Below are 25,241 nucleotides of genomic sequence, written 5' to 3'. Positions count from 1 at the left end.
TATAGAGGGCTTCCATTTTTAGTGAACGGCCAGCGATTCATCCTTTTTTGTTGTCTTCTTTTTATATTTTACTTTTGTCGCTTCGCCTCCCCTGAGATGCCGAATGGATTTGTGATATTCCAATATCGTTTTTACTTGGTTGGCCAGTTCCGGGTTAATTTCAGGCAACCTTTCTGTTAAATCCTTGTGCACCGTGCTTTTGGAGACACCAAACTCTCTCGCAATCGTTCGGACCGTGTGCTTCGTTTCCACCAGACATCTTCCGATTTTGATGGTCCGTTCTTTGATGTAATCGTGCACTCCCCTCGCCTCCCTACTCGAAGATATTTGCTACATTATATGAGTAGGAAGGCCATATATTCTTTGTAACCAAGCCTGACAAGCTTTTTTTCTTTCATTTTTGGCTGATTTCTCCTTCGTATGACGTCTTTATATACCCTATGATGGACAGCAGATACATCAGGGGGGAGCAGCATATTGTGCAAGGTAAACGCCCCCAAAGATGATCCACGTTCACTCCGTTTGCCGGGTTGTTCTCGGACCGTTTCTCGGCAAAGCCTGATTCGATGACCCCGACTTTTTGGCATTCGGAGCGATAAAACGTGAGTAGTGGACCGCTAGCTGAAGCGAGTCTTTTGCCTCCCTTTTTGGAGGACAGGAGTCTTTATTCTCCGCATGAACATATGATACAATTTTCTCATAAAATGAATTAGTTGTTACAAGAAGTATGGACGCAAAGCATGCGCCGTTTTGATTCAAAGGTCACTTGGGGACTGATGAATGAGAGCGGCTTTTTTATTTTCTAAAGGAGAGTGGGTGTCCATGATGAATCGTGAATTTGAGTTGAAGTATAGCGGGTGGCTGGAGATGCATAAACATCTTCGTAACGGTGAAAGATATCGGCGCTTAGTGGAAGGTCATGCTCATGCCGAGCTCGCGTTTCTTCAAAGCGTATGGTGGCCGGCATTTGGCCAATTTGATATGCTTCACCCTGAGTACGAAGTAGCCGACTACAGCGGGTATTCCCGATTTATCGATTTCGCTTATGTACACCCCTATTTCCGAATTGCTATTGAAATCGATGGCTACGGCCCCCATGTAAAACAGCTCAGCCGGTGGGATTTCTCCAACGAAAAAAGACGGATGCGGCATCTTACGTTGGATGGATGGCTGCAGATGTCCTTTTCATATGATGAGATCCGCGAGAGGCCACACGCGTGTATGAAAGATTTGCAGCAATTAATCGGAAGGTGTTTAGGAGAAACGGATATGACTTTCGATGAATCTTTAGATGTTTATGAAAAGGAAACGCTTCGACTCGCCGTTAGACTCAGCCGAGATATACGTTCATCTGATCTTGTCACTTATCTCCATGTGGAGCGCAAAAAAGCCTCTCATATTCTCCGTTCCTTACTGGAAAAAGGATGGCTCGCCGCTTCTTCAGGAACCAAGCGAATTCACACTTACCGTCTCGTGCGAACGAGGTTTAGAGTATGGTGAGTTCGAGATGACTTAACAACAGCCCAACTCACACTTCACAACATTACAGATAAAGCAACTTTCGCACCATAAGTTGAGTCACTCTGTCGCATTTGCGACTTTTAGGTACTTATCGTTATTAAAGTGCTGCGTTTTTCGCAATTTTGGGATTTTTACGTACTTATTTCGTTTGTTTCTTACTTCTCCACTGCCTATCCATTAAATTAAGTACCAGAAACGGACAAAACGGTGATTTTTCGAAGAATACGTCGTCAATAAGTCCCTAAAAGTCGCATGCCTCCCTGGAGGAAGAAGTCACCTCGGCCCAGATGAGCCTATCCCGTTCATGCGTGCGGCTTCGCACAATTCGGGCGACTCCCGATTCATTCCGACGGCTCTGATTCAATCCAGCGTCTCCGACCCTATTGGCGTGACTCCAACTCATTCCGGCAACTCCGATTCGCGATCGCTTGAGGCGGCTCATGTCCCTTCGTGTGACTTTGCTCCATTTGAGTGTGTTTCGATCGAACCGCCACCCATAAAAAAACAGCCCGCCGGAATTCCGACAGGCTGTTTGGCTTGCAGCAATTATTCGCCATCCATCTCTAACGTATCGCCTTGCTCTGTTTCAGAAGAAGCATCCGTATCCACATCCGTCGCCTCTTGATCTGTTCCTGCATCCGCTTCTACGCCCGTTTCAGATTCAATCGATGCATCCGTCTCTTCCGCTTGCGTATCATCTTCGATCGCAGCATCCTCATCCGTCACGGCTTCCGTATTCGCGTTTTGATCTTCCGCAGGCACGTTCAGGCTTGCACTTTTCACATACTCATTCGGGTTTACAGACTCGCCGTCTTTCATAACTTCAAAGTGAACGTGATATCCCAGATCCTTTTGCAGCTCATTGCGTCCCGCTTGCGCGATCACATCGCCCTGTGTCACGGTCTGACCCTTCTCCACACTCACTTCTGCTAAGCTGGAATAGACAGTGACTAAGCCATCCTCGTGCTCAATCTCTACCAGGTTGCCGATATAAGGGACATTGTCTACTCTAGTAACAGTTCCACTCATGGCAGCCTTCACTTCGAAGACGGAATTATCCGGCTTTGCTAAGGAAATACCAGAGCTCGGCATAAAGGTGTCATCCATCTGAATCATCGCTGCAGTTTGCTCTTCAGGAGACGCTTCACTGTCATAATACGGCGTTACGACTTCTACTGCTGCAGGGTCCGCAGGCCATTCCATCTCTTCCGCAGGAGTCGTCACAGGCAGCGCATCGGTATTCGTTTGCTCGGATACAGGGTTATTGGTTAGCGTATTTAACCCTAGATCGTCGGCATCGAGCGAATTATTGTCGCTGCTCTGATAGGCCCACATGATGCTTAGAATAATTGCTGCGGCTGCCATGTAAGCTGCTGGAAAGACCCACTTCTTGCCGAATATCTTTTTCATAGAGGAAGAAGAATTCGGCTGCTTCTGCTCTTCTGCTGGAGAAGAGCTTTCTTCTTGCACGTCAACAGATTGTTTTTGATTTTGTTCCTTCATGTTTATATCACCTCAGCAATCATTCTTGCCAGAAGGTGACCATTTATACCTGAAGTTAATAGAATTTTTCAATTTGTACGCCTTGATAGTAATAGGTGAGAATGTCGTCCGCCTTTTTGCCTGAAAGCGCCATTCCCTGTGCTCCGTATTGGCTCATGCCGACGCCATGTCCATATCCGAATGTCGTAATATGCACCATCCCCTCTCGCAGTTCCCACGTAAATTGGGAGGAAGGGAGACCTAGCTTTTCTCGTACTTCTCTGCCTGAAAAGGTTTTTCCTTCGATGGTGATCTCTTTGATTCTTTTTCCTTTTGTATATGATGCTGACTTGAATGATTCCTCAGAAAAACTAACCGGTACGGTCGAAGGAAGTCCCAGCTTATCCCGCACATCCTCCGAGGGCAGTTCAAAGGTCTGTTTATATTTGGGGGAAATTTGTGTATCCCATGGGCTGGGGACACTTCTTAAGTATGGAATGACATTCCCCCAATAATCTTCGGAATTTTCGGTATAACCGTTGCTTGTAGAGAAAAAGGTGGCCTGAATCGGTTCCCCTTCGTAAGTGACAATCAATCCTTCGGTTTCATTGACGGCCTGTGTCAGTTTATCCAATCTCGATGCAAATCCGAACCAACCCCAACGATCTTTCATTTGTTCTTCGGTCATAAAAGCTTGATGCTGCACAGAATCCGTCACCCAGGCACCTTCTACGGGAACGTTGCTAAAGTCGCTTCGCTCCATTCTACGTATAATATAAGTGCGAGCCGCAATCGCCTGCGCCTTCAAAGCCTCCAGTTCGAACTCCGCGGGCATCTCCGCCGCCACAACCCCTCTCACATATTGTTCCAGCGGGAGCTCTACAATTTCCTTCTGCGCCGTCATGTATACAGGTACGGTGATGCTGTTGTCGTTCATATGCAATTCCTCTTTAGGAGTCAGCTGAATCGCTTCCTGCCAGCCACCCCCTTTGTTCACGATGATACCGGGCAGCACGACGGATATCATTAATAAGGCTGCGATCCAAATGCCAATCCATATCCATAGCTTCGTCTTTTTACGTCTTCTAAGCACATCCGGTCCTCCGTCCATTAAGATGATGTTCGCTCCGATGCCTTGAGCTTCCACTCCCGTTAGCGCATCTGGATAATCCATCTTATGAACAAGTTCCCTTTGATAGAACTGAATATACTATTTTCATAGAAACGTCACGTTTCTCATTCTTATTCGCCCGCCCTCATATATCCTCATGTGTGCATGCAACATCATTAGATCCAAAGAAGGCAACTACGGGTTTTGAACGCCTCACGTCAAAAATATTTTCACAGAAAGTACAACTTTTTTCATTCTTTCATCGTTAATGATAATAGAAGAATCGTTTCTGCAGACGTCGCCGGGTATGGGAGAACGGTTGAAAGCTTCGTCATACAGAAGAAATGCTGCCGCCTCGCACAAAAGGTCAATCGCAGCATGCACTCCCATTCATATGCCTAAACGATCCTTACAGCGCCCAAAGGTCACCCCGCGAACAAATACAACGCATCCCAATGAAGCGATGCTTTGATGTATCTTCTTCTACCTAGGATGGTCTATTCGCCTTAGAAGGGACTCATGATCACAATGAACTGAAGGCATATGTAGTTTATTGGAAAGAAAAACAGGGACCGTCTAAGGACGGCCCCTGCTGTAAATCAAAATTGGATGAAGGTTTTCATATAACTAGCCTTTATGCCTGCCATCGGAATTAGTCCGGTTTAAGCCCATGAAGGTTGAATCGGCTTGAGAATAGGTGCCTCTATGACTTCAGCAGCCTTTTCCACTTCCGATTCTGCCCGGCGAACCGATGCTCCCAAAGCGCGCAGTTTTTCACATATTTGAATATATCCGCGATCAATGTGGTGGATATCGGAAATTTCCGTCTCGCCTTCTGCGGCTAAAGCCGCAATAATAAGCGCTGCACCTGCACGCAAATCGGTTGCGCAGACCTTAGCGCCCGTCAAACGGCTGTTGCCGGATATAATCGCCGTATGTCCTTCTACCTTAATTTGCGCATTCATGTTTTTCAATTCCGCGACATGCATAAAACGATTCTCGAACACGGTCTCGGTCAGGACACTCGTACCATCCGATACCGTGAGCAGCGCCATCATCTGAGCCTGCATATCGGTTGGGAATCCAGGATAAGGCAAGGTCTTCACATCTACAGCCTTGAGTGTCCGGTCTTTAGGCACAAAAACACGAATGCCGTTCTCATCCTCTACGACATTCACACCCATCTCCTGCATTTTCGATATGACCGGCTTAAGATGGTCACTGATTGCTCCGTCAATATATACATCCCCGCCTGTAATCGCCGCTGCCATCATGTAAGTGCCTGCTTCGATTCGGTCCGGAATCACGCTATGAACGACGCCTTTCAGCCGTTCTACACCTTCAATGCGAATGACGCCCGTGCCCGCTCCGCGAACCTTCGCCCCCATTGCATTCAAGTAATTGGCCAAATCGACGATTTCCGGTTCTTTAGCTGCATTTTCAATAACGGTCGTGCCTTTTGCCAAGGAAGCTGCCATCATAATATTTTCCGTTGCGCCCACACTCGCTACATCTAAATAGATTTTAGCACCGATGAGACGACCGTCCACTTTGGCATCAATATAGCCCTGACCCAAGCTGATCTCTGCACCCATGGCTTCAAAGCCCTTGAGATGCTGATCAATTGGACGTGTGCCGATTGCACACCCTCCGGGCAGCGGTATTTTGGCTCTTCCGACTCTTGCCAGCAAAGGTCCGAGGACTAGGAATGAAGCACGCATTTTTCGAACAAGCTCGTACGGCGCTTCGACCGATTTTATGTTTGATGCATTGACTGTAATGGTTTCGTTATGATATGTAAGATCGATGCCTAGTGCTTGCAGTACTCGGGTAATCGTTACTACATCATCTAGTGCAGGAGCCTCGTGAATGACGCTGCTCCCTTCCTCTCCTAATATCGAAGCTGCAATAATGGGCAGCACCGCGTTTTTCGCTCCGCTAATTTTCACTTTTCCCGTTAACCGGTTTCCGCCGCGGACGATAATTTTGCTCATCTATGTTCCCTCCGCGCAAGTAATTTACGACTGTTACTACGAAGGCCAATTCAACCTATAACGTATCTAGTTTAGCACCAGCAGACATCCCGAACAACTGCAAATAAATGGATATCCGGCACTTGTGATCCACGCTTGCCCCGTACAGCCGCAGGCTTCCTAGCCGTGCCCATTCATTACCTGGGAAGGGACTTTGGAAGCGATCGCATTCGGCATCCGATCGAAGCCTGAAGCACTTAGAGTCCTATAAAATATCAGCCGTCATATAACATTCGATTTCCTGGCCATATTTTTGGGTGTTAATATCCATTGTTCACCAATTGCCTGAAAACTATTCCACTGCAGCATCGGATGGACGCAGTCATTGGTGGTCTGCCGATGCCATTTATCCATGTGTTTTTCTGGCAAAAAGCTTTTCTGGAGTCCCGTGTTGTTTATTCCATCAGCAATCCATACATCGAACCCATCTAGACGACTAAAAAAGAAATTGAAGCGAAGAGGACCACTCGGCATAGCTTAATATAAATTGAGCCAATTGGTACCCTAAAATCACTGCCAAAATGACCTGCAGCATTTTAGCCTGTCCGCTCTTCGGCTGCTTCACAAACAGATCGAACCGAAACGTCTGCAGACACCACCAGCAAAGTGCGATCGATATCAAATTCACGGTGATATAGATCATCCCTGTCTGAGCCGCTTCGTTTCTTAAGCTTTCACCCAGATCTTGTGCCATTGTCATAAGATTAAGCTTCATCCCAATATACATCGACTAACTCCCTATTTTTCATTCACCAGCTTGTAAATAATGCCGCTGAGCTCAGCCCGAGTCGCGGTTTGCGTTGGCTTGAACGTACCATCATCATAACCGCTGATCCAGCCTTCTTTCTTCAGCTGCCTAATGACATCTGCCGCCCAATAGCTGTTTGATACATCCTCGAATGGCTTTTCTCCTTTCGAGATGCCTTTCATTTTTAAAGACTTGGCAAGAATCATCGCCATCTCTGCGCGAGAAATCGGTGCGGAAGGACGGAAGGATCCGTCCGGATATCCGCTAATGAGTCCAGCTTGGACTGCCTTCGCCACAGCATCATAGGCCCAATGATTTGATTTCAAATCATGAAAGGAAACAGCCTTCGACTTTTTCAGCTTCAGTGCATTTGCGAACATCATCACTGCTTCGGCACGTGTAATCTGAGCATCCGGCTTAAACAAATAATTTTCGAGACCGCTGACAATGTGATCTTCAGCTAAGCCTGAAATATACGTTTCCGCCCAATGTCCGTCAATATCACGGAAGCCTGATACCAGCTTCTCCTGTTTGACAACCAATTTATAAGGCTGATCCGTGAAGCTCTGATTGGCGGAGAGACTAATCCAGTACTTGCCCTTTTCCAGCAAACGTTCGAAACGAATCGCTTGATTTTGACTAGAAGACATTTTAACATAAATTTGATTTTGCTTCGCGTCATACACCTTTAGCGACATTACGCGCTGGCTTGGTATGTTATATAACTGTATGGTTACATAACTTTGCTCTGTAAGTGTGAATTCAAAATAGTCTACATCTGTGCTGGGATCAATGACACCTTCATAAGGGTACTGCGGCGTTATTGTCGTAGATTGATATACTTTGTCGTTCGGTTCATTGGGATCGACATATTTCTTTTTGTATTCGACAGAAAATAAGTATTCTCCTGCTACAGGGTAGGTGTTTTTGGCAAAACTGGTGTCGGTAATTCGCACATAATATTTCCCCGGCAATACTTCACTGAGAAGTGCATATTCTGTTTCTCCATCACCAAATGCATCTACTTTTCGTGCCTTTTCCCCTACTCTATGAATTTGCAAAGCGATATCCATCCGATTCGTATCTGGAATGACTTTGATCTGCAGAGAACCTGCATGATCCACTTGAATAACGAACCAATCCTCGTCGTCGACTTGATGAAAAGTCCCCTTCATAACGGTGCTTTTGGCCGGCAAGCTGTAAGCTTTATATTGATCATCGTTATCCTCGAAGGAATCCTTGTAGATCTGAAATTCCGGAAGGATTCGATAATCGATTTGCCGATCAATGTCCGTGCTGCGAGCGTATACCTCGACAAAAACCTCAGATTGAATCGAAAATGAAACGGGCTTTGTCAAATCATTAAATGTATGCAGAACCGTGCCGTCCTTTTTCCAAACGCGAGCACGAAGATTCGTCTTCTCATTCGGATTGATGGATTCAACCGCTAAATGTATAGTTCCTTTATATTCAGAATAAATGGAGTAAAAATCTCGATCCTCGCCATTCGACAGAGCCGCTGTCGTCATCGTATCTAACTGCAGTAATGCAGCAGTGCTTAACGTTTGATTCGGCTCATACATATCATCCTCTAATTCGGAGGAAAGCGCCCGATCTATACGCAGTAAACCATAACCTGTCGTTTTATCCCAGCCCGCTGGACCTAAATCCTGTGCGGTCTGAATCAGCAAATTACGAACTTGATACGGCTTTAGCTTCGGATCCTGAGCCCATACTAAAGCGGCAGCTGCGGCAACTTGAGGCGCCGCCATCGACGTGCCTGCATTGTTTTCATAGCCGCCGCCGAGCGCTGTCGTATACACTCGATATGGCGCCACGATATCTAACTCTGGTCCGCGATTCGATTCCGGTTCCGTCTCATTCTTGGCGCTTACACCACCGACAGCCAGCACAGTTGGATAGGCCGCAGGGAACCGAATCTCAGCGCCGTCATTGCCCGCAGCAGCCACAAGCAATACTCCGGCGTCCTCCGCATACTGCGTAATGTCCTTCAAAAATGGAGAGTATTTATATAGTCCTAATGACAATACAACGATTTTGGCTTGATGCTCCACGGCGTAGCGAATCCCTTGCCCCAGCTTTGTTTCGTCTCCGGAACCGTCGGCTTCCATCGCTTTAACGGGCATCACTTTCGCCTTCCAGAGTACGCCGGTGGTACCGGTCTGGTTGTTGCCGATAGCCGCCAGTATACCTGCCACATTCGTCCCGTGGCCGTTATCATCCATAGGCAGCGCGCCAGGCGTCACGAGATTGACACCTTCCACCAAATTGTCTTTCAGCTCCGGATGGTACAAATCGACTCCGGTATCCACAACGGCAATTTTGATCGACGTATTCTGGGTTGCAATGTCCCATGCCTTCTCCGCCCCGATCTGCTTCAAATATGTCTGCTTCGAATATAACGAATCATTCGGTGCCGCTTGCACCCTTACCGTCCTGTTCGGCTGTATATATTTGATTCCCTCGTGACTGCACCATGTCTTCAGCCATGCCTCGCGGGTCCATCCTTCCGCCGGCTTCACCGTATAAGCCCGAATCTCAGGAAAAGAAGCGACTAGAACAGACTCCTCAAAAAAAGATGCAGGAGGTTCATCTTCCCATCCTACAATCCATTCAGTAGCTTCCATCAGCGTAGAAATATCCAAGGAGTCACTGCCGGCTTCCGCTGCAGCTGATGAAGCAGCATGAGCAGACACAGCGAATACGAGCGGATACAGATGCAGCTGTAATACGCTGAGAATCGCAATCAGCATCAATTTAGTTGTTATACCTTTTCGCATCACGAATGCCTCATTTGCTATATGATTGCTTCATTCGAATGAATCCAAACGAATAAAATGAATTCCCTCTAAAAGGGGTGTTAAGGGTGGTATATAAAAAATATCCAATTCATCTGCGATTGGAGTGTTGTTCGCGGAAACTGATTCATTTTACTGTGGCACACAATGGGGTTTATGTAAAAAGCCCTTATATTGTTGACGTTTCAAATGTGCGTTTTGTTCTGTTTTTTTCAAAATTTCATAGAAAAAAGTTTTTCCAATCAGGCTGTAACCCAGATCAAATCTAATTTTATTCTTTCGCTTTAAATCTTCGGCGTTTTTCGTTTCTTCTCTCATTCTAGGCGAAGGATGACCTATGCTGCAATTTTGTTTTTCTTGAAATCCAGTCGGCTGCAGCCTGAATTGGAACAAAACCCGAATACTGGCTCTCTATTGCATAACGTGACTACCGCGATCTTCATGTAGATACGCCGTACGTAATACTAGGCTTGTTCCCGCAGTTTCTATGTGAATGCCGATTAGCGGAAGATAAGCAAAAATATGTTTCCTCTTGACACAGAAAATAGAACTTGATATCGTATTAAACGATCGTTTAATTTAAACATATGTTTAAAATGATTGTTTAACAAAAAATTTACAATAGGAGTGGAATGTACATGAAACAAGCATTTCAAGCTTTTTTCAAGCAGAAAACGACGATGATAGGCATGATGACGGCGATGATGTTTCAAATTATATTCAGCATCGTGTGGATGACAGGCTATGACGGGGTCACAAACAACGTCGACCAGCTCAAGATCGCTGTTGTCAATGAGGATGAGACGATGGGTGCAGCCGTGGTCGACAATTTAAAGACGGTTCTGCCTTTTCAGGTTGAAACTGAAACCGCATTGGAACAAGCACAAAGCCGTCTGGATGATCGGGAAGTTCAAATGGTTGTCCACATCCCTGGAGACTTCTCTCATCAGCTGCAAACGCCGGGACAAACGGTTCAGCTAGCGTATTACATCAACGAATCGAATCCCGCATTAATCAAAAGCATGATGTCGGAAGCAGCAGCAAGGATCACGGCTGCCGTGAACAAAGAGGCTATTGCAAGCAGTGCAGCTATCGTACTGTCCTCTGCAAATGTTCCCGCAGACCAGCTAACGCCGATCTCTCAAGGCATTTCCGAAAGAGTGACGTCACAGTTTCAATACACCAATACCGTGCCCGGGATGTCCAGCCAGATGATTCCGATGATGATGGTGCTCGCATCATACGTCGGGGCCATGATCATGGCCATGAATCTAGAGCAGTCCTCCATGATGCTGGGCCAATCCATCAGCAAATGGCGGAAATTTGGGGTACGCAGCCTCATCAATATCATATCCGCAGCGGTCATTTCACTCGTAGGTTCCTCATTAGTTGTCGCTTTAGGAGCCCATGTAGAGCAAGGATTCCTCTCGTTATGGATGTTTCAAGGCTTGTTCCTGATGACCTTCATGTTCGTTTCACAGATTTTTGTGATTTTATTCGGCGTTGCCGGCATGCTGTGTAATATTATTTTGTTATCTGCTCAGTTAGTGTCCTCCGGGGCCATGGTGCCTCGAGAGCTGCTCTCTGATTTCTATACCGCGATCAGCAGCATTTTTCCAGCAACATACGCGGTGGAAGGCAGCATGAATATCTTATTTGGCGGTCCATCCGCTTTCGGCAGTGTTCTCCAGCTGCTTCTGATTATGGCCGGCGCTGTGGTTATCGGTCTGCTGGGTACCGCGCTGAAGCGCGAAAAGACACCTGCGGTCAGAACAGCAGACTTGCACTAAATTCAACATTCACTCATACTTAAACTATCACGATCATCGAAGATAACGAATTGGTGAGGAGATCCAGATGACAGCAACTGAGCATGATGTTAAAACGAGAATATTGCTGGCGGCAAAAAAGCTGTTTGCTGCACAAGGCTATGACCGTACTTCCATCCGTCAAATATGTGAAGCTGCGGATGCGAATGTTGCTCTGGTCTCCTACCATTTCGGCGGCAAGGAGCAGCTGTTCTATTCGTTGTTTGCTACTTTTCTGCCCAATCGATTGATCCAACAATTTTCTCCCGAGCAAATGGATCCGGTGGCCGGTCTCCGCTACGTGATCGAAGGAATCACGACCCTGCGGCTCAGCGATCCTCAATTGATCAGCATCATGCAGCAGGAAATTGCTTTGATGTCGGAACGAGTCGAAGTGATTCGAGAGCATGCCTTTCCGATTTGGCGCAAGCTGCGTCAGCTGCTGGAAAACGGCAGGAATCAGGGCTTGTTTCATTTTCGTTCTCTAGATCATACGCTGCTGATGGTCCTCGGAACCGTATTCATTCATAAGCAAAAAGAATATTTCGCACCGCTCATGACCGAGGGAGAGGCGTCCTTTGAGGACGTTGTTGAAGATACGCTGCATTTTATTCTTTGCGGTCTAGGGTATGTGAGAAAATGAATTTTTCCATATAAAAACCCGGCTGCGCTATTTCATGCACAGCCGGGTTTTTCAATTACGAAACTAACGTCGTTGCGCTACATCGATCCGATTCAGCGCCTTCTTCAATGCGAGCTCCGCCCTTTTAAAGTCCACTTCATCAGAAGCTTTACTGGATAGCGAAAGTCTTTGCTCCGCACGAACCTTCGCCGCATTCGCACGCTCTACGTCGATTTCATTCGGGAATTCCGCGGATTCGGCCAAGATGACAACCTTGTCCTTCCGTACTTCCATGAAACCTCCGCCGACCGCCAGCACTTCTTCCTTTCCGCCAACTTTTGCTCTCACAGGAGCAATGCTTAGTGGAGTGACGAGGGGGACGTGGTTCGGGAAAATACCTAATTCCCCCTCCACTCCTTTGACGAGAACCATTTCAACCTCTTTCTCGTACACTTTGCGTTCGGGCGTCACAATTTCCAATACCATTGTACTCATGATTGTTCCTCCCGGAAAGTTTCTATCGAAACTTTACTATGAGGGCCGCGGACAGTATACCGAAACACATATAACGGTATCTGTCACGGCTCTTCAGGATTAGCGCCGCAAAGGGGGCTAAATCCTCTCTATGCTTACTCCATTGTTTTCGCTTTTTCTCTTGCTTCTTCAATCGTTCCGACTAACAGGAAAGCTGCTTCTGGCAGATCATCATGCTTTCCTTCGAGAATTTCCTTAAAGCTGCGAACCGTCTCTTTAACTGGAACATAACGTCCAGGAATGTTCGTGAACTGTTCTGCAACGTGGAACGGTTGGGATAAGAAACGTTGGATTTTACGCGCACGAGCAACGGTCATTTTATCCTCGTCCGATAACTCGTCCATACCTAAGATGGCGATGATATCCTGAAGTTCTTGGTAACGAGCCAAAATCCGCTTCACACCTTGAGCCACTTCGTAATGCTCTTCTCCCACAACTTCAGGAGTCAGAATACGAGAAGAGGATGCAAGTGGATCTACGGCTGGATAAATCCCCATCTCGGAAATTTTACGCTCCAGGTTTGTCGTTGCATCCAAGTGCGCGAAGGTCGTTGCTGGAGCCGGGTCTGTGTAGTCATCGGCAGGAACGTAGATCGCTTGGATCGAAGTTACCGAACCTTTCTTCGTCGAAGTGATCCGCTCTTGCAGCTGACCCATCTCCGTTGCAAGCGTAGGCTGGTAACCTACCGCGGACGGCATACGGCCTAGCAATGCGGAAACCTCGGAACCCGCTTGAGTAAAGCGGAAGATGTTGTCGACGAACAATAGAACGTCTTTATTCTCTTCGTCACGGTAGTGCTCTGCCATCGTCAAACCTGTCAAGGCAACACGAAGACGCGCGCCAGGAGGCTCATTCATCTGTCCGAACACCATCGCAGTTTTGTTAATAACACCGGAATCTCTCATCTCGTGATACAGGTCGTTACCTTCACGAGTTCTCTCCCCTACGCCGGCGAAAACGGAGATACCGCCGTGCTCCTGAGCGATGTTGTTGATCAGCTCTTGGATCAATACGGTTTTACCTACACCCGCGCCGCCGAACAAACCGATTTTACCACCCTTGGCGTATGGAGCAAGCAGGTCAATAACTTTAATACCGGTTTCTAAAATTTCCGCTTGCGTGGAAAGATCGTCAAAGCCCGGTGCCGGTTTATGAATGTAAGACACTTTCTCGCGGCTTACTTCGCCAGCTTCGTCAATTGGTTCACCAAGTACGTTAAATACACGCCCCAAAACCGCATCACCTACTGGAACTGCGATCGGATGGCCGGTATCTACCGCTTCCGTTCCACGTACCAGTCCATCGGTTGAGGACATGGAGATACAACGAGCAACGTTGTCTCCTAAGTGAAGGGCGACTTCGAGTGTCAGGTTAATAGCCGGTTCATTATCGGAGCCAGATTTCTTCTCAATCTTAATCGCATTAAGGATATCAGGCAGTTGACCGCGTTCGAACTCAACGTCAACGACTGGGCCCATAATACTCAAAACGCGTCCTTTATTCATCGTTTTCCCTCCTTAGAACTTCTCTACGTGCTAGCTCTGAGCATTTGCTCCAGCAACAATTTCCGTAATCTCTTGCGTAATTGCAGCTTGACGAGCACGGTTGTATTGAAGCGTCAGTGAATTGATCAGTTCATTGGCATTGCGTGTCGCATTACCCATCGCCGTCATCCGGGCACCAAATTCACTCGCTTTGCTTTCCAAAAGTGCGCTGTATACAAGCGTCTCCGCATATCTCGGCAGTAGTACGTCCAATACCGCTCCCGCAGATGGCTCATACTCATAATCCGATTTAACGCCTTGTTTGGAGTCTACATCGCTGAGCGGCAGCAAGCGTTCTACGACCGGTGTTTGACTCAGTGCATTGATGAAACGGTTATACACCAAATACAATTCATCAATTTTCCCCAATTCAAACTGTTCGACCGCAGATCTAGCAACGCTCTTAATATCTGCAAAGGACGGTGAATCCGACAAACCGGTGATCTCCGCCTCTACAGGAATGTTTCTTGGCTTAAAGAAGTCGCGGCCTTTTCGACCAATGACCATAATCGCATATTCGTCTGGAGACTTGTGCTTTTCTTGAATGACATTCATTAATGTACGAAGCACGTTCGCATTAAATCCGCCAGCTAAACCGCGATCGGATGTGAAAATCAAATACCCCGTCCGCTTTATTTCTCTCGCTTGAAGCATCGGATGCTTCACATCGGTAGAGGAAGAAGCGACACTTCCGATCACTTCTCGAATTTTATCAGCATAAGGCCGGGCTGATTCCGCTGCCTGCTGGGACTTTCTCAGCTTGGAGGCTGCGACCATTTCCATTGCCTTTGTGATTTGCTTCATATTCTTCTTGCTTTTGATCTGTCGTTTAATTTCGCGTATTCCTTTTGCCATACTCGTTCTCACCACCTTCGGGCCAGCTTGTCGGATCAGGACATCCGCAAATACTGAGCCTGCTTCCCGCAGGCTCCAATCACGATACTTTTATGGTCAATTAGCTGGATACAGAAAAGCTTTTCTTAAACTGCTCGATCGCAGCAACCAACGCTTTTTCGTTATCCGCCGTAATATCTTTTGTCTCTGTAATGCTTGCGAAGATTTCTGGATGATTGGAATCCACGAAAGCCAGGAATTCTTTTTCGAAGCGAAGCACGTCAGCTAACGGCAAATCATCAAGGAAGCCTTTCACTGCCGTGTAAATGCTCACGACCTGCTTTTCAACCGGCATCGGCTGGTTGACACCCTGTTTCAAAATTTCCAAGGTGCGTGCACCACGGTTCAAGCGGGCTTGCGTCGACTTATCCAAATCCGATCCGAATTGGGCGAATGCCGCCAACTCACGATAGGATGCCAAATCCAAGCGAAGCGTACCAGCAACCTTTTTCATCGCTTTAATTTGCGCGGAACCCCCTACGCGGGATACGGAAATACCGACGTTCACCGCAGGGCGCTGTCCGGAATAGAACAGATCCGACTCGAGGAAGATTTGTCCATCTGTAATGGAGATCACGTTCGTCGGAATGTACGCGGATACGTCACTCGCTTGCGTTTCGATAAACGGCAATGCCGTCAGCGAACCGCCGCCGAGCTTGTCGCTCAATTTCGCCGCTCTTTCGAGCAGGCGGGAGTGAAGATAGAATACGTCACCAGGGAATGCCTCACGGCCTGGAGGACGCTTGAGGAGCAACGAAAGCTCACGATATGCTGCTGCCTGTTTACTCAAATCGTCGTAAATAACCAGTACGTGCTGACCTTTGTACATGAAGTACTCACCCATTGCACAACCTGCATATGGGGCCAAGAACAGCAGTGGAGAAGGTTCAGATGCACTAGCCGTAACAACGATCGTGTAATCCATCGCACCGTTGCGGCGAAGCGTCTCTACCACTTGTGCAACAGTGGACTGTTTTTGTCCGATTGCAACGTAAATACAGATCATGCCGTTGCCTTTTTGATTCAAGATCGTATCGATCGCAATCGAAGTTTTACCGGTTTGACGGTCTCCGATGATCAATTCCCGTTGACCGCGGCCCACAGGAATCATCGAGTCGATCGCTTTTATTCCCGTTTGCAGAGGCTCATGTACCGATTTCCGGTCAATAACCCCCGGCGCTGGATTCTCAATCGGTCTAAATTGATTCGTTTCAATCGGTCCTTTGCCATCAACAGGCTGACCCAAGGAGTTTACGACACGGCCTAGAAGCTGTTCCCCAACAGGGACTTCCATAATACGGCCCGTACGTTTAACTTGGTCACCTTCACGAATATCTGTATAAGGACCAAGGATAATAATCCCGACATTGTCCTCTTCCAGGTTCTGCGCCATACCCATGACGCCGTTTGAGAATTCCAGCAGCTCCCCGGCCATTACATTGGCGAGCCCGTGAGCGCGGGCAATTCCGTCCCCGACTTGGATGACTGTACCAACATCTGTGACCTGCACATCAGATTGATACTTTTCAATTTGCTGTTTAATCAGCGTACTGATTTCTTCAGGTCTGATACTCAATGAACCTCACCCCTATCTACATTGCTTTTTCGGTTAATGATCTTCTTAATTGCTGCAACTTTCCCGATAAGCTGCCATCGTAAAGTCGATCTCCAATCCGTACAACAAGCCCTCCCAGCAGACTTGGGTCGACGATCGTTTCGACTTTCACCTTTTTGCCGGTTAATGTTCCAAAACGCTCGGCTACAGCAGCAACCTCTTCTTCCGTTAACGCCGTAGGCGTATAAACCTTGGCTTGCGCCTGACCCAGCGCTTCGTTCGCGATTTCCGCATATGCCGCACGCATAGCAGGGATAATGTTGTCTCTGCCTTTTTCCACGAGAAGCAGCAGCGTATTCATTAAGAGCGGATGAACTTTGCCTTCAAAAGCCTTCTTCACCAGCTCCAGTTTTGCTGACTCATCCACGCTTGGATGATTCATGAAGTCCGCCAACTGTTGATCTTGTTCAAACAGGACCGAAATCTGTTCCAGTTCTTCATGCACTTGCTCGGCAGCTTTCTGCTCATGTGCCGCTTCGAACAATGCTTTGGCATATCTTTTACCGATAGACATTAAGCTGCTCATAGATTGTTTCCTACCTCTTTCAGGTATTTGTCAATCAATTCTTTTTGCGACTTCTCATCTACTTGCTTTTCAATAATTTTAGAGGCAATCATCACAGACATCGCGCTCACTTGACTACGAAGCTCAGCGACCGCTCTCTTCTTCTCGCTTTCAATCTCAACAAGCGCTTCTTCCTTCATTCTTGCCGACTGCTCATTCGCACGAGCCATAATCTCTTCCGCTTGCTTCACGCTCGTTTTTCTAGCCTGCTCCACGATTTCAAGTGCTTCTTTGCGAGCCTCATCAATCGCCTGTTTTTGCTCAGCCAAATATTGCTCCGCTTGCTTTCGGCTTTCTTCGGCATTTTTCATTTCGCCCAGCACTTGCTCCCGGCGTTTTTCCATAACGCTGAACAATGGACCGAATGCATATCTTTGCAATAAAAAGTATAGAATCGCAAATGCCACGATGGCATACAGAAATGATCCTAAGTTGAACTCCATTCATTTCACTCCCTTCGAAGTTCGAAGTTATCGGAAACAAAAGGCGTGCTTTGTCAGCAAACCTGTAATTTCAATGACCCAAATGCATCGAACAAAAGGAAGGCGTGGACGCTATAGGGCCTCCCCGCCTGTCCGCATAGTTATTCGATTTACGCTTGACCAAAGATCAAGAACGCGATAACGGCAGCGATCAAAGGAATAACCTCTACGATACCAACACCGATAAACATCGTTGTTTGAAGAGCACCGCGTTGTTCTGGTTGACGAGCAATACCTTCTACTGTTTTGCTTACGATCATACCGTTACCAATACCTGCGCCAAGCGCACCCAAACCTACTGCAATAGCTGCTGCTAAAAATTCCATACTCACTATTCCTCCTATAAATTAAGGTTTATTAATCGATATATTTCATCCCAGATTACTGGGTTTGAAACTACTGCCTATGAACTTCTAATGTTCCTCATGCACAGTCGCTTGTGAAATATACACCATCGCGAGCATCGTAAACAGGAATGCTTGAAGACCACCGACAAACAAACTAAAGCCCTGCCAAGCCATCATCAGCGGAAGACCGAACCAACCGGCACTTACGATCGTTGCGATCAAAATCTCCCCCGCGTAAATATTCGCGTAAAGACGAACACCAAGCGTAACAGGTCTTGCGATCTGCTCGATTAAATTCAGCGGGAAAAAGATCGGATATGGTTCAACGTAATGCTTCAGATAATGTTTACGGTTATTTTTCACACCGAAATAATGGATCATCAGGAAGATGATAAACGCAAGTCCCATCGTAACCGACAAGTCGGCCGTAGGGGACTTCCACCACAACAACGCCAAGTGCTCCCCTGTCTCATGCGCGTGATGAACATCCGCAGCAGAGAAAATCGTGGTGCCAAACAATGTGAATTCCTCTTCATGCTCTGTAACGATCGCAAATGGAAGGCCTAGTAGATTCGAGACAAAGATAAACAAAATCAGTGTCAATCCCAAACCGATAAACGGTCTGCCTTTCTTCAGCGGCATCGCACTAGCGACAATGTTTTGTACAAATTCGACAACCCACTCCATAAAGTTCTGAAGCTTAGAAGGTGCCGTAACAGACAGCCTGCGTGTCGCCAGCAAGCAAAGCACAAAGACAACTATGAAAGTAACCGTAATCATAATGATCGAAGACAAATCGACAGGAATGCCTCCGAGTTTAATAATGGGTAGATCATGCATTGGATACTTTTCACCCCTTTCCGTTCATCAAGTGCTTATTCCTGTTTCGACAAAGATAATGCCAAACCAATCACAATGGAAACCAGCGGTGCAAAAAAGAACCCAATGGCCGTAAACATGACGTCAATTTGCGACAATCTATTCGCGATCATGACCGCGATTAACACAAAACAAAACCGTGAGATTAATCCAATTCCCGCCCTCTTCATCTTTCCTTCCGCCATATCGGCGATTTGAACGACCTTTCGGGCCAAATGAATAGAATTGATCAAACTCACGAAAGTACCTAAAAATAGTCCGGCAGCGTAAGCGCGAATATCTGGGAATATCGCCCAAACCATCAGACAAACCGCCATAAACATCGATGCGGAACGATATAACCATCTGATTTGGGTAGGTAACTCAATCATGTTGTATCCTCCAGATACTTCTTGATGAAAAACGCAACGCTTACAATACTCAGTACTAACCCCGTCAACATGCCGCCAACAGCCATGAAAGCAACGCCGGTTTTCTCTGCTAAGTACTTCCCAGCCCAATACCCAAGTACAATATAAAAAATGACCTCCACACCTAAGGTGGCCGCTCTTGCAATGTACTTTTTGCTTTTGTCGGGTGAATTGGGCATTTACACCACCGCCTGCAATCTCATTCATTTTATCGAAGCATTGTCCGGTTTGTCAATTCGGGAAATATCAAACATTTAGTGAACATTTTTGGCAAAACCCTTATGTATCAAGGGTTTTGCCTATTCACAAACCATACAGTATAACTGTATGCTTGCTGCTTCTCTATAAAATATGACTGAAGCTCTGAACCGATACTAGCATTTCATGAAGAAACTGTGTCAATATGTTGAATCATTTTCACTGGGACTGCTATCTAACAAAGGGATATATCCGTGTGAAATGCAGACGATTCCCTCAATCTATTGAAGACGAAGATGTCGGACTAAACTTCTCGGGCCGCTTGTCCCTCCGGCCAAAATGATAAAGAATCGCTTCTACAATCCGCTTCGACACTTGTCCATCGCCGTAAGGATTGGCAGAGCGGCTCATTCGTTCATATAAGCCCTGATCTGTAAGAAGCGCCTTGCTTCTCGCATATACGTCTTCTTCATTCGTTCCTACCAATTCTAGTGTACCTGCTTCAATACCTTCCGGCCTCTCGGTCGTATCCCTGAGCACCAGCACGGGAACACCGAAGGAAGGCGCCTCCTCCTGAAGCCCTCCCGAATCGGTCAAAATCAGATGCGTGAATGGATAGAAATTGTGCAAATCGACTACATCGAGTGGATCGATTAAATGAATTCGGTCATGACCGCCGAGCATCTCATAGGCCGGTTCCTTCACGGCAGGACTGAGATGAACGGGATAGACGACCGAAACATCTTCGAACTCATCGACAATGCGCCGCACAGCACGGAAGATTTGCAGGTGGGGCTCACCTTGATTCTCCCTGCGATGAGCCGTCATCAGTATAAGTCTCTTTCCCTTCAATTTGTCCAGCACCGGATGGGTGTAATCCTGCTTCACCGTATACTGAAATACGTCTGTCACCGTATTTCCCGTTGTGAATATCGAACTGTCCGGCTTGTTCTCCTTGCGTAGATTGCCCGTAGACCAATCCGTCGGCGCAAAGTGGAGATCCGCCAGCACTCCCGTCAGCTGCCGATTCATCTCCTCGGGATAAGGCGACAGCTTGTTCCATGTTCGCAATCCCGCTTCCACGTGACCGACAGGAATCTGCTGCAGGAAGGCCGCATAGCTTGCTAGAAACGTCGTCAACGTATCCCCATGCACCAGCACCATATCCGGCTTCGCTTCCTTGAGTACAGGCTCCAAACCGTGCAGCACACGAATCGAAATTTCATTCAGCGTCTGGCGATCCTTCATCACATTCAGATCATAATCCGGTGTGATTTGAAAAAAATCAAGCACCTGATCAAGCATCTGGCGGTGCTGGGCAGTCACGCAGACGATCGATTCAATTTCATCATTTCTCTGCAGTTCAAGCACAAGCGGTGCCATCTTGATCGCCTCCGGCCTAACGCCGAAAATCGACATGATTCTTAATTTGCTCATTCTCCTCATTCCTCACGTCTAAAAGTGGTTTAACCGCCGCTTTTATTTCGTTCCGAACAAACGGTCACCCGCATCCCCCAAACCAGGTACGATATATCCGTGGTCATCCAAACGCTCATCCACAGCCGCGACATAAATGTCAACGTCCGGATGGGCTTCTTGTACCGCTTTAACCCCTTCCGGTGCAGCGATGAGACACATCAGCTTAATTTGGGAACAGTTTCTTTTCTTTAACACATCAATGGCCGCATTGGCTGAACCGCCGGTTGCCAGCATCGGATCGATCACGATCAGCTCTCTTTCCGTTACATCCGTCGGCAGCTTGACATAATACTCCACAGGCATCAATGTTTCCGGATCACGGTACAATCCGACATGGCCCACCTTCGCCGTAGGGTGCAGCTTTAGTATGCCGTCAACCATGCCAAGCCCGGCACGCAGAATCGGTATGAGTCCTAACATTTTTCCGGAAATGACTTTGCTCTTCGTTGTCGTCACCGGCGTCTTCACTTCGACATTTTCCAAAGGGATATCCCGGGTAATTTCATATGCCATCAGCATCGCCACTTCGTCAACCAACTGGCGAAAATCTTTTGTCTTCGTATTCTCATCCCGAATGTAGGTCAATTTATGCTGGATCAGCGGATGGTCGCAAATTGTCAACTTTCCCATAAAATCCTCCTGTAGGTAACTTAAAACTCCGTCTATTATATCATTGTCCATTCTTCGTTGCACGAATCAATTCATCGAACTTAGCATATCCTTTCCCGTGATATTCCACACTTCGACAAAACCGTTATGTTCGAATTTTTTATAAACGAAGCCACCCGGGACTCTGAAGACAAGAAAAAGGGGAATCTGACCCCAGACCCCCTCGTTCAAAGACGCTTACCTTCGATTTTACAGCTGCAGCACCACCGCATGAATGACATCTCCTTTTATTTCTTCGATTATTAATTTTGACGGAGCATTCTCAGTTCCGTTTCCCCCCGAGTCTGTATAGACTGCAGTGCTTCATCCAACGATTTTTGACCAACATACGCCATTTTGCTCTCCTGTAAAATCATCGCCTCCAGCTGCCCGAAAAATCCTTTAGGAAATCGGTCATACTCCACGAGCATATGGTGAAAATCCGGATCTAAGGTATAAAAAGCCTCCATATGCTTTCCTTCAGGGTTATACAGATACGAGGTGCGTGTCGGTAATTCCAGCTGGGACGCTTTTGATTTCAGGTTCGCCGCTTCCTTGCTGTTGATCCATTTCACCAGCTCCCACGAGGCCTGCACTTGCTCGGATTCCGCATTCACTGCAAAAATATAATTAAAATAATATGTCGTGCTTGCCTGTCGGTTATTGGCATGAACAGGGGATGCAGTCAGATCCCATCTAAAAGGCTGCTTTTCACCGGTAAACCGTCCCAGTTCGTTATGGATGTAGTAGGAATAATTGAACATCATAGCACTTTTCCCAGATATAAACGGATCGCTTGGTCCCTCCAGCGTTTCTGAAAAATCAGGTGAGACAATTGCACCCGCTCGGTAGCCGTCCAGTATTTGTTTCAGGATTTCATGAAACGTGCCGTCTTGAATCGTGACCTTCATCTCGTCCGAATCCACGAACGTGACTCCCTCTGTATAGCCCATTTCCTCCAGCAGAAGCACAAACCTAGGCACATACAGTCCATATATCTCCTCATTAGCCGGAAACCTTGCCGCCAGTTCCAGCAGCTCCTGCCAAGTCATATGGTCTTGCGGATAGGGGATGCCGTATGCATCAAACAACTCGGCATTATAATATACGGCTTTATTAATAAAAGTAGGCGGCAGTCCATACAGCTTTCCTTCTCCGATCTGTCTCAAAAATTGGACAATGCCCGAATGAACCTGTTCGAGATCAAATTCGCTGTGTGCCATAAGAGGATCTAGTTCATACAGTCTTCCTTCCTGAATGAGCCGATCGTAAGCGCGCATATCCAATGCCAGGACGTCAGGCTTTTCCTCTTCCAATATACGCTCCCAGCCGCTTCCCTGGAGCGAGCCTTCCACGACCTCTACTTCAAGGTTAGGGAATTTTGCCAGAAACAAATCACCGTATTCCCTGAAAAATGCTTGATCGTCGTAATATAAGACTTTGATCGTTCCTTCTATCGCGCTATCCGCTTCGTATACAATCTCATGGTCATCGTCTGTACAGCCTGCAGTGATGATGAGCAAAACGACGATAAGCACAAACACATTCATCCTACTCATATTTCTCCCCCGCTTTGCACCACGATGTTCAGCCACAAGATCGTGGCTTTTTGTTTTTTACGCCGCGAATCCGTCAGGCGGCCCCTTTTAACAACATATGTTGGAATATCCGCTCCGATTATGATCGTCCGAACGCTTCCTTCCCCAACGGGCTGCCTTCATACCACCTCGACTGTGCCTTGAACATCGCAGCATATTCTTGACCCAGGGCCATTAATTGATCATGTGTCCCACTCTCAATCAGGCACCCGTCCTTCAATACCAATATGACATCCGCATCGCGGCAGCTTCCGAGCCGGTGAGAGATTATAATACTGGTTTTATTTCGAGCCAGACCGGCAAACTTCTCAAACATCGCCGCTTCGGCCATCGGGTCCAGTGCCGCGGTCGGTTCATCATAAATGACCATTTCCGCCTGAACGTTCATATAAGATCTGCTCAGCGCAACCTTTTGCCATTGGCCGTGAGACAGCTCACGTCCGCCTTCATATTCGGGTCCCAGCTCGGTATCATATTGCAAAGGCAGAGAATCAATCAGAGGTTGTAGCTCCGAACGTGCAGCAGCCGACTCCAGCGACGCTCTGTCATCAAGCGAGTCAATATCGCCAAAACCGATATTTTCCTTCACCGTCAACTGATATTTCATAAAATCCTGAAACACCGCACTTACCTTCTGTTCATAACCTTCGATGCTTTGAATATTAACGCCGTTGTACAGAATTGTCCCTTCTTTCGGCTCGTAAAGCCCCATGATGCACTTGACAAGGGTACTTTTACCCGCTCCGTTCTTGCCTACAATCGCCACTTTCTGTCCAGGGGAAATATGAAAAGATATATTTTTCAGCACTGGATCGTCTTGATTCGGATAACAGAACGTGAGTCCCTCGACTTTCAACCCGCTCTCATCGCCATTCCTTAGAGGACGCTGGTCCCGATCGTACCCTCCTTCCGGAAGTGCCAGAAACTCAAACAATTCATTCGTAAACAACGCCTCCTCGTAAATTTGTGATAAATGAATGGACACCGCTTGCGTATTGGTCTTCGCTACGGCGATCGTTTCGATCAGCGCTACGAAATAACCCAGAGTTAAGACACCTTCCGAAGAAAGATAGATGAAGTAAATGATAGAAGCCAGCGTCACGGCGTAAGATATAATATCGGCAAAAAGTTGATATGCGACGCCTGTTCTTTCAAGACGATATTGCTCTGTTGCATTGTTCCAATATAATACCGACCACTTTTCCTTTAAATATGAAAACAACCGAAACATGCGCACTTCTTTTGCGGATTCCCTTTCAGTCAACAATCGCATGATGTAGTGTACTTTTCGGCTCGTGGGGGTCTGGTGAACCATCTGCGCAAATCTTTTTTTACCTAACTGCACATGAATCCAGAAGGTAGGGACAATGAAAAATATCATCCCGAAAATAAATGAAAAGTGCAGCCCAGCTAATGCAGCCGCTAATGAAACAAGTGTAACCATCCCCTTAAACAATTGAAAGAAATGGTCCAAAATAGCAAGCCCTCGATATGCTAATCCTTGAGACACCCGCTGGAGTTTATCATAATACTGCGGTTGTTCAAAATAAATATAGGCTATGCTTGCGCATTTCTCTGCGACCTGATGATCAACGGTATATTTGGCTTTCTGTTTAATATCAAACATAAACAAGTGTCCTAATGATTTCAGCCCAAGATCCGCGGAATAGAGAAGTGCCTGTGCCAATAAGATCATCATGGCCATTTGAAACGAATCAGACGTTCCTTGAATGAGGCTCGAGACTTCATCCACCAATGCTTTGGTCAAGTAAATCTGTACCGCTGGCTGAAGCGCCTCTAACAAACGGATGACAAAGACCAACAGCAATTTTACCGGTGCAACCTTCCAGATCAGCGGTATGACCTTGAGGAAAAGGCTCTCTGTTATGTTTCCGAGCTTCAAA

At 46.9% G+C, this 25,241-nt stretch carries 23 protein-coding genes; 3 read left to right on the top strand and 20 right to left on the bottom strand.

Going from position 1 to position 25,241, the window contains the following annotated elements; all coding sequences use genetic code 11:
• Positions 1 to 18 precede the first annotated feature (18 nt).
• The gene (gene spoIIID / locus ACFPXP_RS03640; RefSeq protein ID WP_379892453.1) at positions 19 to 300 is read right to left on the bottom strand and encodes a sporulation transcriptional regulator SpoIIID; all 282 of its coding nucleotides are present in this window, start codon (positions 298 to 300) and stop codon (positions 19 to 21) included.
• A gap of 522 nt (positions 301 to 822) precedes the next feature.
• Between spoIIID and ACFPXP_RS03635 the strand changes: the two genes are divergently transcribed.
• The gene (locus ACFPXP_RS03635; protein WP_379892451.1) at positions 823 to 1,500 is read left to right on the top strand and encodes a DNA-binding response regulator; all 678 of its coding nucleotides are present in this window, start codon (positions 823 to 825) and stop codon (positions 1,498 to 1,500) included.
• 567 nt (positions 1,501 to 2,067) lie between these two features.
• Here the strand turns inward: ACFPXP_RS03635 and ACFPXP_RS03630 are convergent.
• The 5 genes from ACFPXP_RS03630 to ACFPXP_RS03610 form a co-directional block, all read right to left on the bottom strand.
• A complete protein-coding gene (locus ACFPXP_RS03630; protein ID WP_379892449.1) occupies positions 2,068 to 3,024 on the bottom strand; it encodes a peptidoglycan DD-metalloendopeptidase family protein in 957 nt (318 codons plus the stop codon).
• 55 nt (positions 3,025 to 3,079) lie between these two features.
• Positions 3,080 to 4,177, bottom strand: coding sequence for a stage II sporulation protein D (gene spoIID, locus ACFPXP_RS03625; RefSeq protein ID WP_379892448.1), 1,098 nt, complete (start codon positions 4,175 to 4,177; stop codon positions 3,080 to 3,082).
• 599 nt (positions 4,178 to 4,776) lie between these two features.
• Positions 4,777 to 6,108 (bottom strand): UDP-N-acetylglucosamine 1-carboxyvinyltransferase, encoded by a 1,332-nt coding sequence (gene murA / locus ACFPXP_RS03620; protein WP_379892446.1) that lies wholly within the window; start codon positions 6,106 to 6,108, stop codon positions 4,777 to 4,779.
• A 475-nt stretch (positions 6,109 to 6,583) separates the two neighbouring features.
• Positions 6,584 to 6,847, bottom strand: a complete 264-nt coding sequence (locus tag ACFPXP_RS03615) for a DUF1146 family protein (protein ID WP_379892444.1) — start codon at positions 6,845 to 6,847, stop codon at positions 6,584 to 6,586.
• A gap of 38 nt (positions 6,848 to 6,885) precedes the next feature.
• Positions 6,886 to 9,696 carry a S8 family serine peptidase gene (locus ACFPXP_RS03610; protein WP_379892442.1) on the bottom strand — a complete coding sequence of 937 codons (2,811 nt, stop codon included), beginning with the start codon at positions 9,694 to 9,696 and terminating at the stop codon, positions 6,886 to 6,888.
• A 656-nt stretch (positions 9,697 to 10,352) separates the two neighbouring features.
• Between ACFPXP_RS03610 and ACFPXP_RS03605 the strand changes: the two genes are divergently transcribed.
• Together ACFPXP_RS03605 and ACFPXP_RS03600 are read left to right on the top strand one after the other, a co-directional pair.
• Positions 10,353 to 11,504, top strand: coding sequence for a YhgE/Pip domain-containing protein (locus ACFPXP_RS03605; RefSeq protein WP_379892440.1), 1,152 nt, complete (start codon positions 10,353 to 10,355; stop codon positions 11,502 to 11,504).
• Positions 11,505 to 11,571: 67 nt separating this feature from the next.
• Positions 11,572 to 12,165: a TetR family transcriptional regulator gene (locus ACFPXP_RS03600; RefSeq protein ID WP_379892438.1), complete on the top strand. Its 594-nt coding sequence runs from the start codon at positions 11,572 to 11,574 to the stop codon at positions 12,163 to 12,165.
• Between the two features lie 63 nt (positions 12,166 to 12,228).
• Here the strand turns inward: ACFPXP_RS03600 and ACFPXP_RS03595 are convergent, their stop codons facing one another.
• From ACFPXP_RS03595 to ACFPXP_RS03530, 14 genes are all read right to left on the bottom strand, one after another.
• The gene (locus ACFPXP_RS03595; RefSeq protein ID WP_379892436.1) at positions 12,229 to 12,639 is read right to left on the bottom strand and encodes a F0F1 ATP synthase subunit epsilon; all 411 of its coding nucleotides are present in this window, start codon (positions 12,637 to 12,639) and stop codon (positions 12,229 to 12,231) included.
• A gap of 134 nt (positions 12,640 to 12,773) precedes the next feature.
• Positions 12,774 to 14,183, bottom strand: a complete 1,410-nt coding sequence (gene atpD, locus ACFPXP_RS03590; protein WP_379892434.1) for a F0F1 ATP synthase subunit beta — start codon at positions 14,181 to 14,183, stop codon at positions 12,774 to 12,776.
• Between the two features lie 30 nt (positions 14,184 to 14,213).
• Complete coding sequence (gene atpG / locus ACFPXP_RS03585; RefSeq protein WP_379892432.1) at positions 14,214 to 15,077, bottom strand: ATP synthase F1 subunit gamma; 864 nt, start codon at positions 15,075 to 15,077, stop codon at positions 14,214 to 14,216.
• Positions 15,078 to 15,177: 100 nt separating this feature from the next.
• A complete protein-coding gene (gene atpA, locus ACFPXP_RS03580; RefSeq protein WP_379892429.1) occupies positions 15,178 to 16,692 on the bottom strand; it encodes a F0F1 ATP synthase subunit alpha in 1,515 nt (504 codons plus the stop codon).
• Positions 16,693 to 16,708: 16 nt separating this feature from the next.
• Positions 16,709 to 17,257: a F0F1 ATP synthase subunit delta gene (locus ACFPXP_RS03575; protein WP_379892427.1), complete on the bottom strand. Its 549-nt coding sequence runs from the start codon at positions 17,255 to 17,257 to the stop codon at positions 16,709 to 16,711.
• Complete coding sequence (gene atpF / locus ACFPXP_RS03570; protein WP_379892425.1) at positions 17,254 to 17,739, bottom strand: F0F1 ATP synthase subunit B; 486 nt, start codon at positions 17,737 to 17,739, stop codon at positions 17,254 to 17,256. The genes ACFPXP_RS03575 and atpF overlap by 4 nt, the downstream gene beginning before the upstream one ends.
• 149 nt (positions 17,740 to 17,888) lie before the next feature.
• Positions 17,889 to 18,104 (bottom strand): F0F1 ATP synthase subunit C, encoded by a 216-nt coding sequence (gene atpE / locus ACFPXP_RS03565; protein WP_379892423.1) that lies wholly within the window; start codon positions 18,102 to 18,104, stop codon positions 17,889 to 17,891.
• 87 nt (positions 18,105 to 18,191) lie between these two features.
• Positions 18,192 to 18,965, bottom strand: a complete 774-nt coding sequence (atpB, locus tag ACFPXP_RS03560) for a F0F1 ATP synthase subunit A (RefSeq protein WP_379892421.1) — start codon at positions 18,963 to 18,965, stop codon at positions 18,192 to 18,194.
• A 35-nt stretch (positions 18,966 to 19,000) separates the two neighbouring features.
• Positions 19,001 to 19,375: an ATP synthase subunit I gene (locus ACFPXP_RS03555; RefSeq protein WP_379892419.1), complete on the bottom strand. Its 375-nt coding sequence runs from the start codon at positions 19,373 to 19,375 to the stop codon at positions 19,001 to 19,003.
• On the bottom strand, positions 19,372 to 19,593 hold the full coding sequence (locus tag ACFPXP_RS03550) for a hypothetical protein (RefSeq protein ID WP_379892417.1): 222 nt from the start codon (positions 19,591 to 19,593) through the stop codon (positions 19,372 to 19,374). The genes ACFPXP_RS03555 and ACFPXP_RS03550 overlap by 4 nt, the downstream gene beginning before the upstream one ends.
• A 295-nt stretch (positions 19,594 to 19,888) precedes the next feature.
• Positions 19,889 to 21,049, bottom strand: a complete 1,161-nt coding sequence (wecB, locus tag ACFPXP_RS03545; protein ID WP_379892415.1) for a non-hydrolyzing UDP-N-acetylglucosamine 2-epimerase — start codon at positions 21,047 to 21,049, stop codon at positions 19,889 to 19,891.
• Positions 21,050 to 21,091: 42 nt separating this feature from the next.
• The gene (upp, locus tag ACFPXP_RS03540; protein WP_379892413.1) at positions 21,092 to 21,721 is read right to left on the bottom strand and encodes a uracil phosphoribosyltransferase; all 630 of its coding nucleotides are present in this window, start codon (positions 21,719 to 21,721) and stop codon (positions 21,092 to 21,094) included.
• A gap of 281 nt (positions 21,722 to 22,002) precedes the next feature.
• Positions 22,003 to 23,298 (bottom strand): ABC transporter substrate-binding protein, encoded by a 1,296-nt coding sequence (locus ACFPXP_RS03535; protein ID WP_379892412.1) that lies wholly within the window; start codon positions 23,296 to 23,298, stop codon positions 22,003 to 22,005.
• Between the two features lie 118 nt (positions 23,299 to 23,416).
• Entirely contained in the window at positions 23,417 to 25,240 is a 1,824-nt protein-coding gene (locus ACFPXP_RS03530; protein WP_379892410.1) for an ABC transporter ATP-binding protein, read from the bottom strand.
• Position 25,241: the final 1 nt, after the last annotated feature.

The sequence above is a fragment of the Marinicrinis lubricantis genome, from assembly GCF_042658665.1.
Classification (GTDB): domain Bacteria; phylum Bacillota; class Bacilli; order Paenibacillales; family KCTC-33676; genus Marinicrinis; species Marinicrinis lubricantis.
This window is presented reverse-complemented; position numbering and strand designations above follow the sequence as displayed.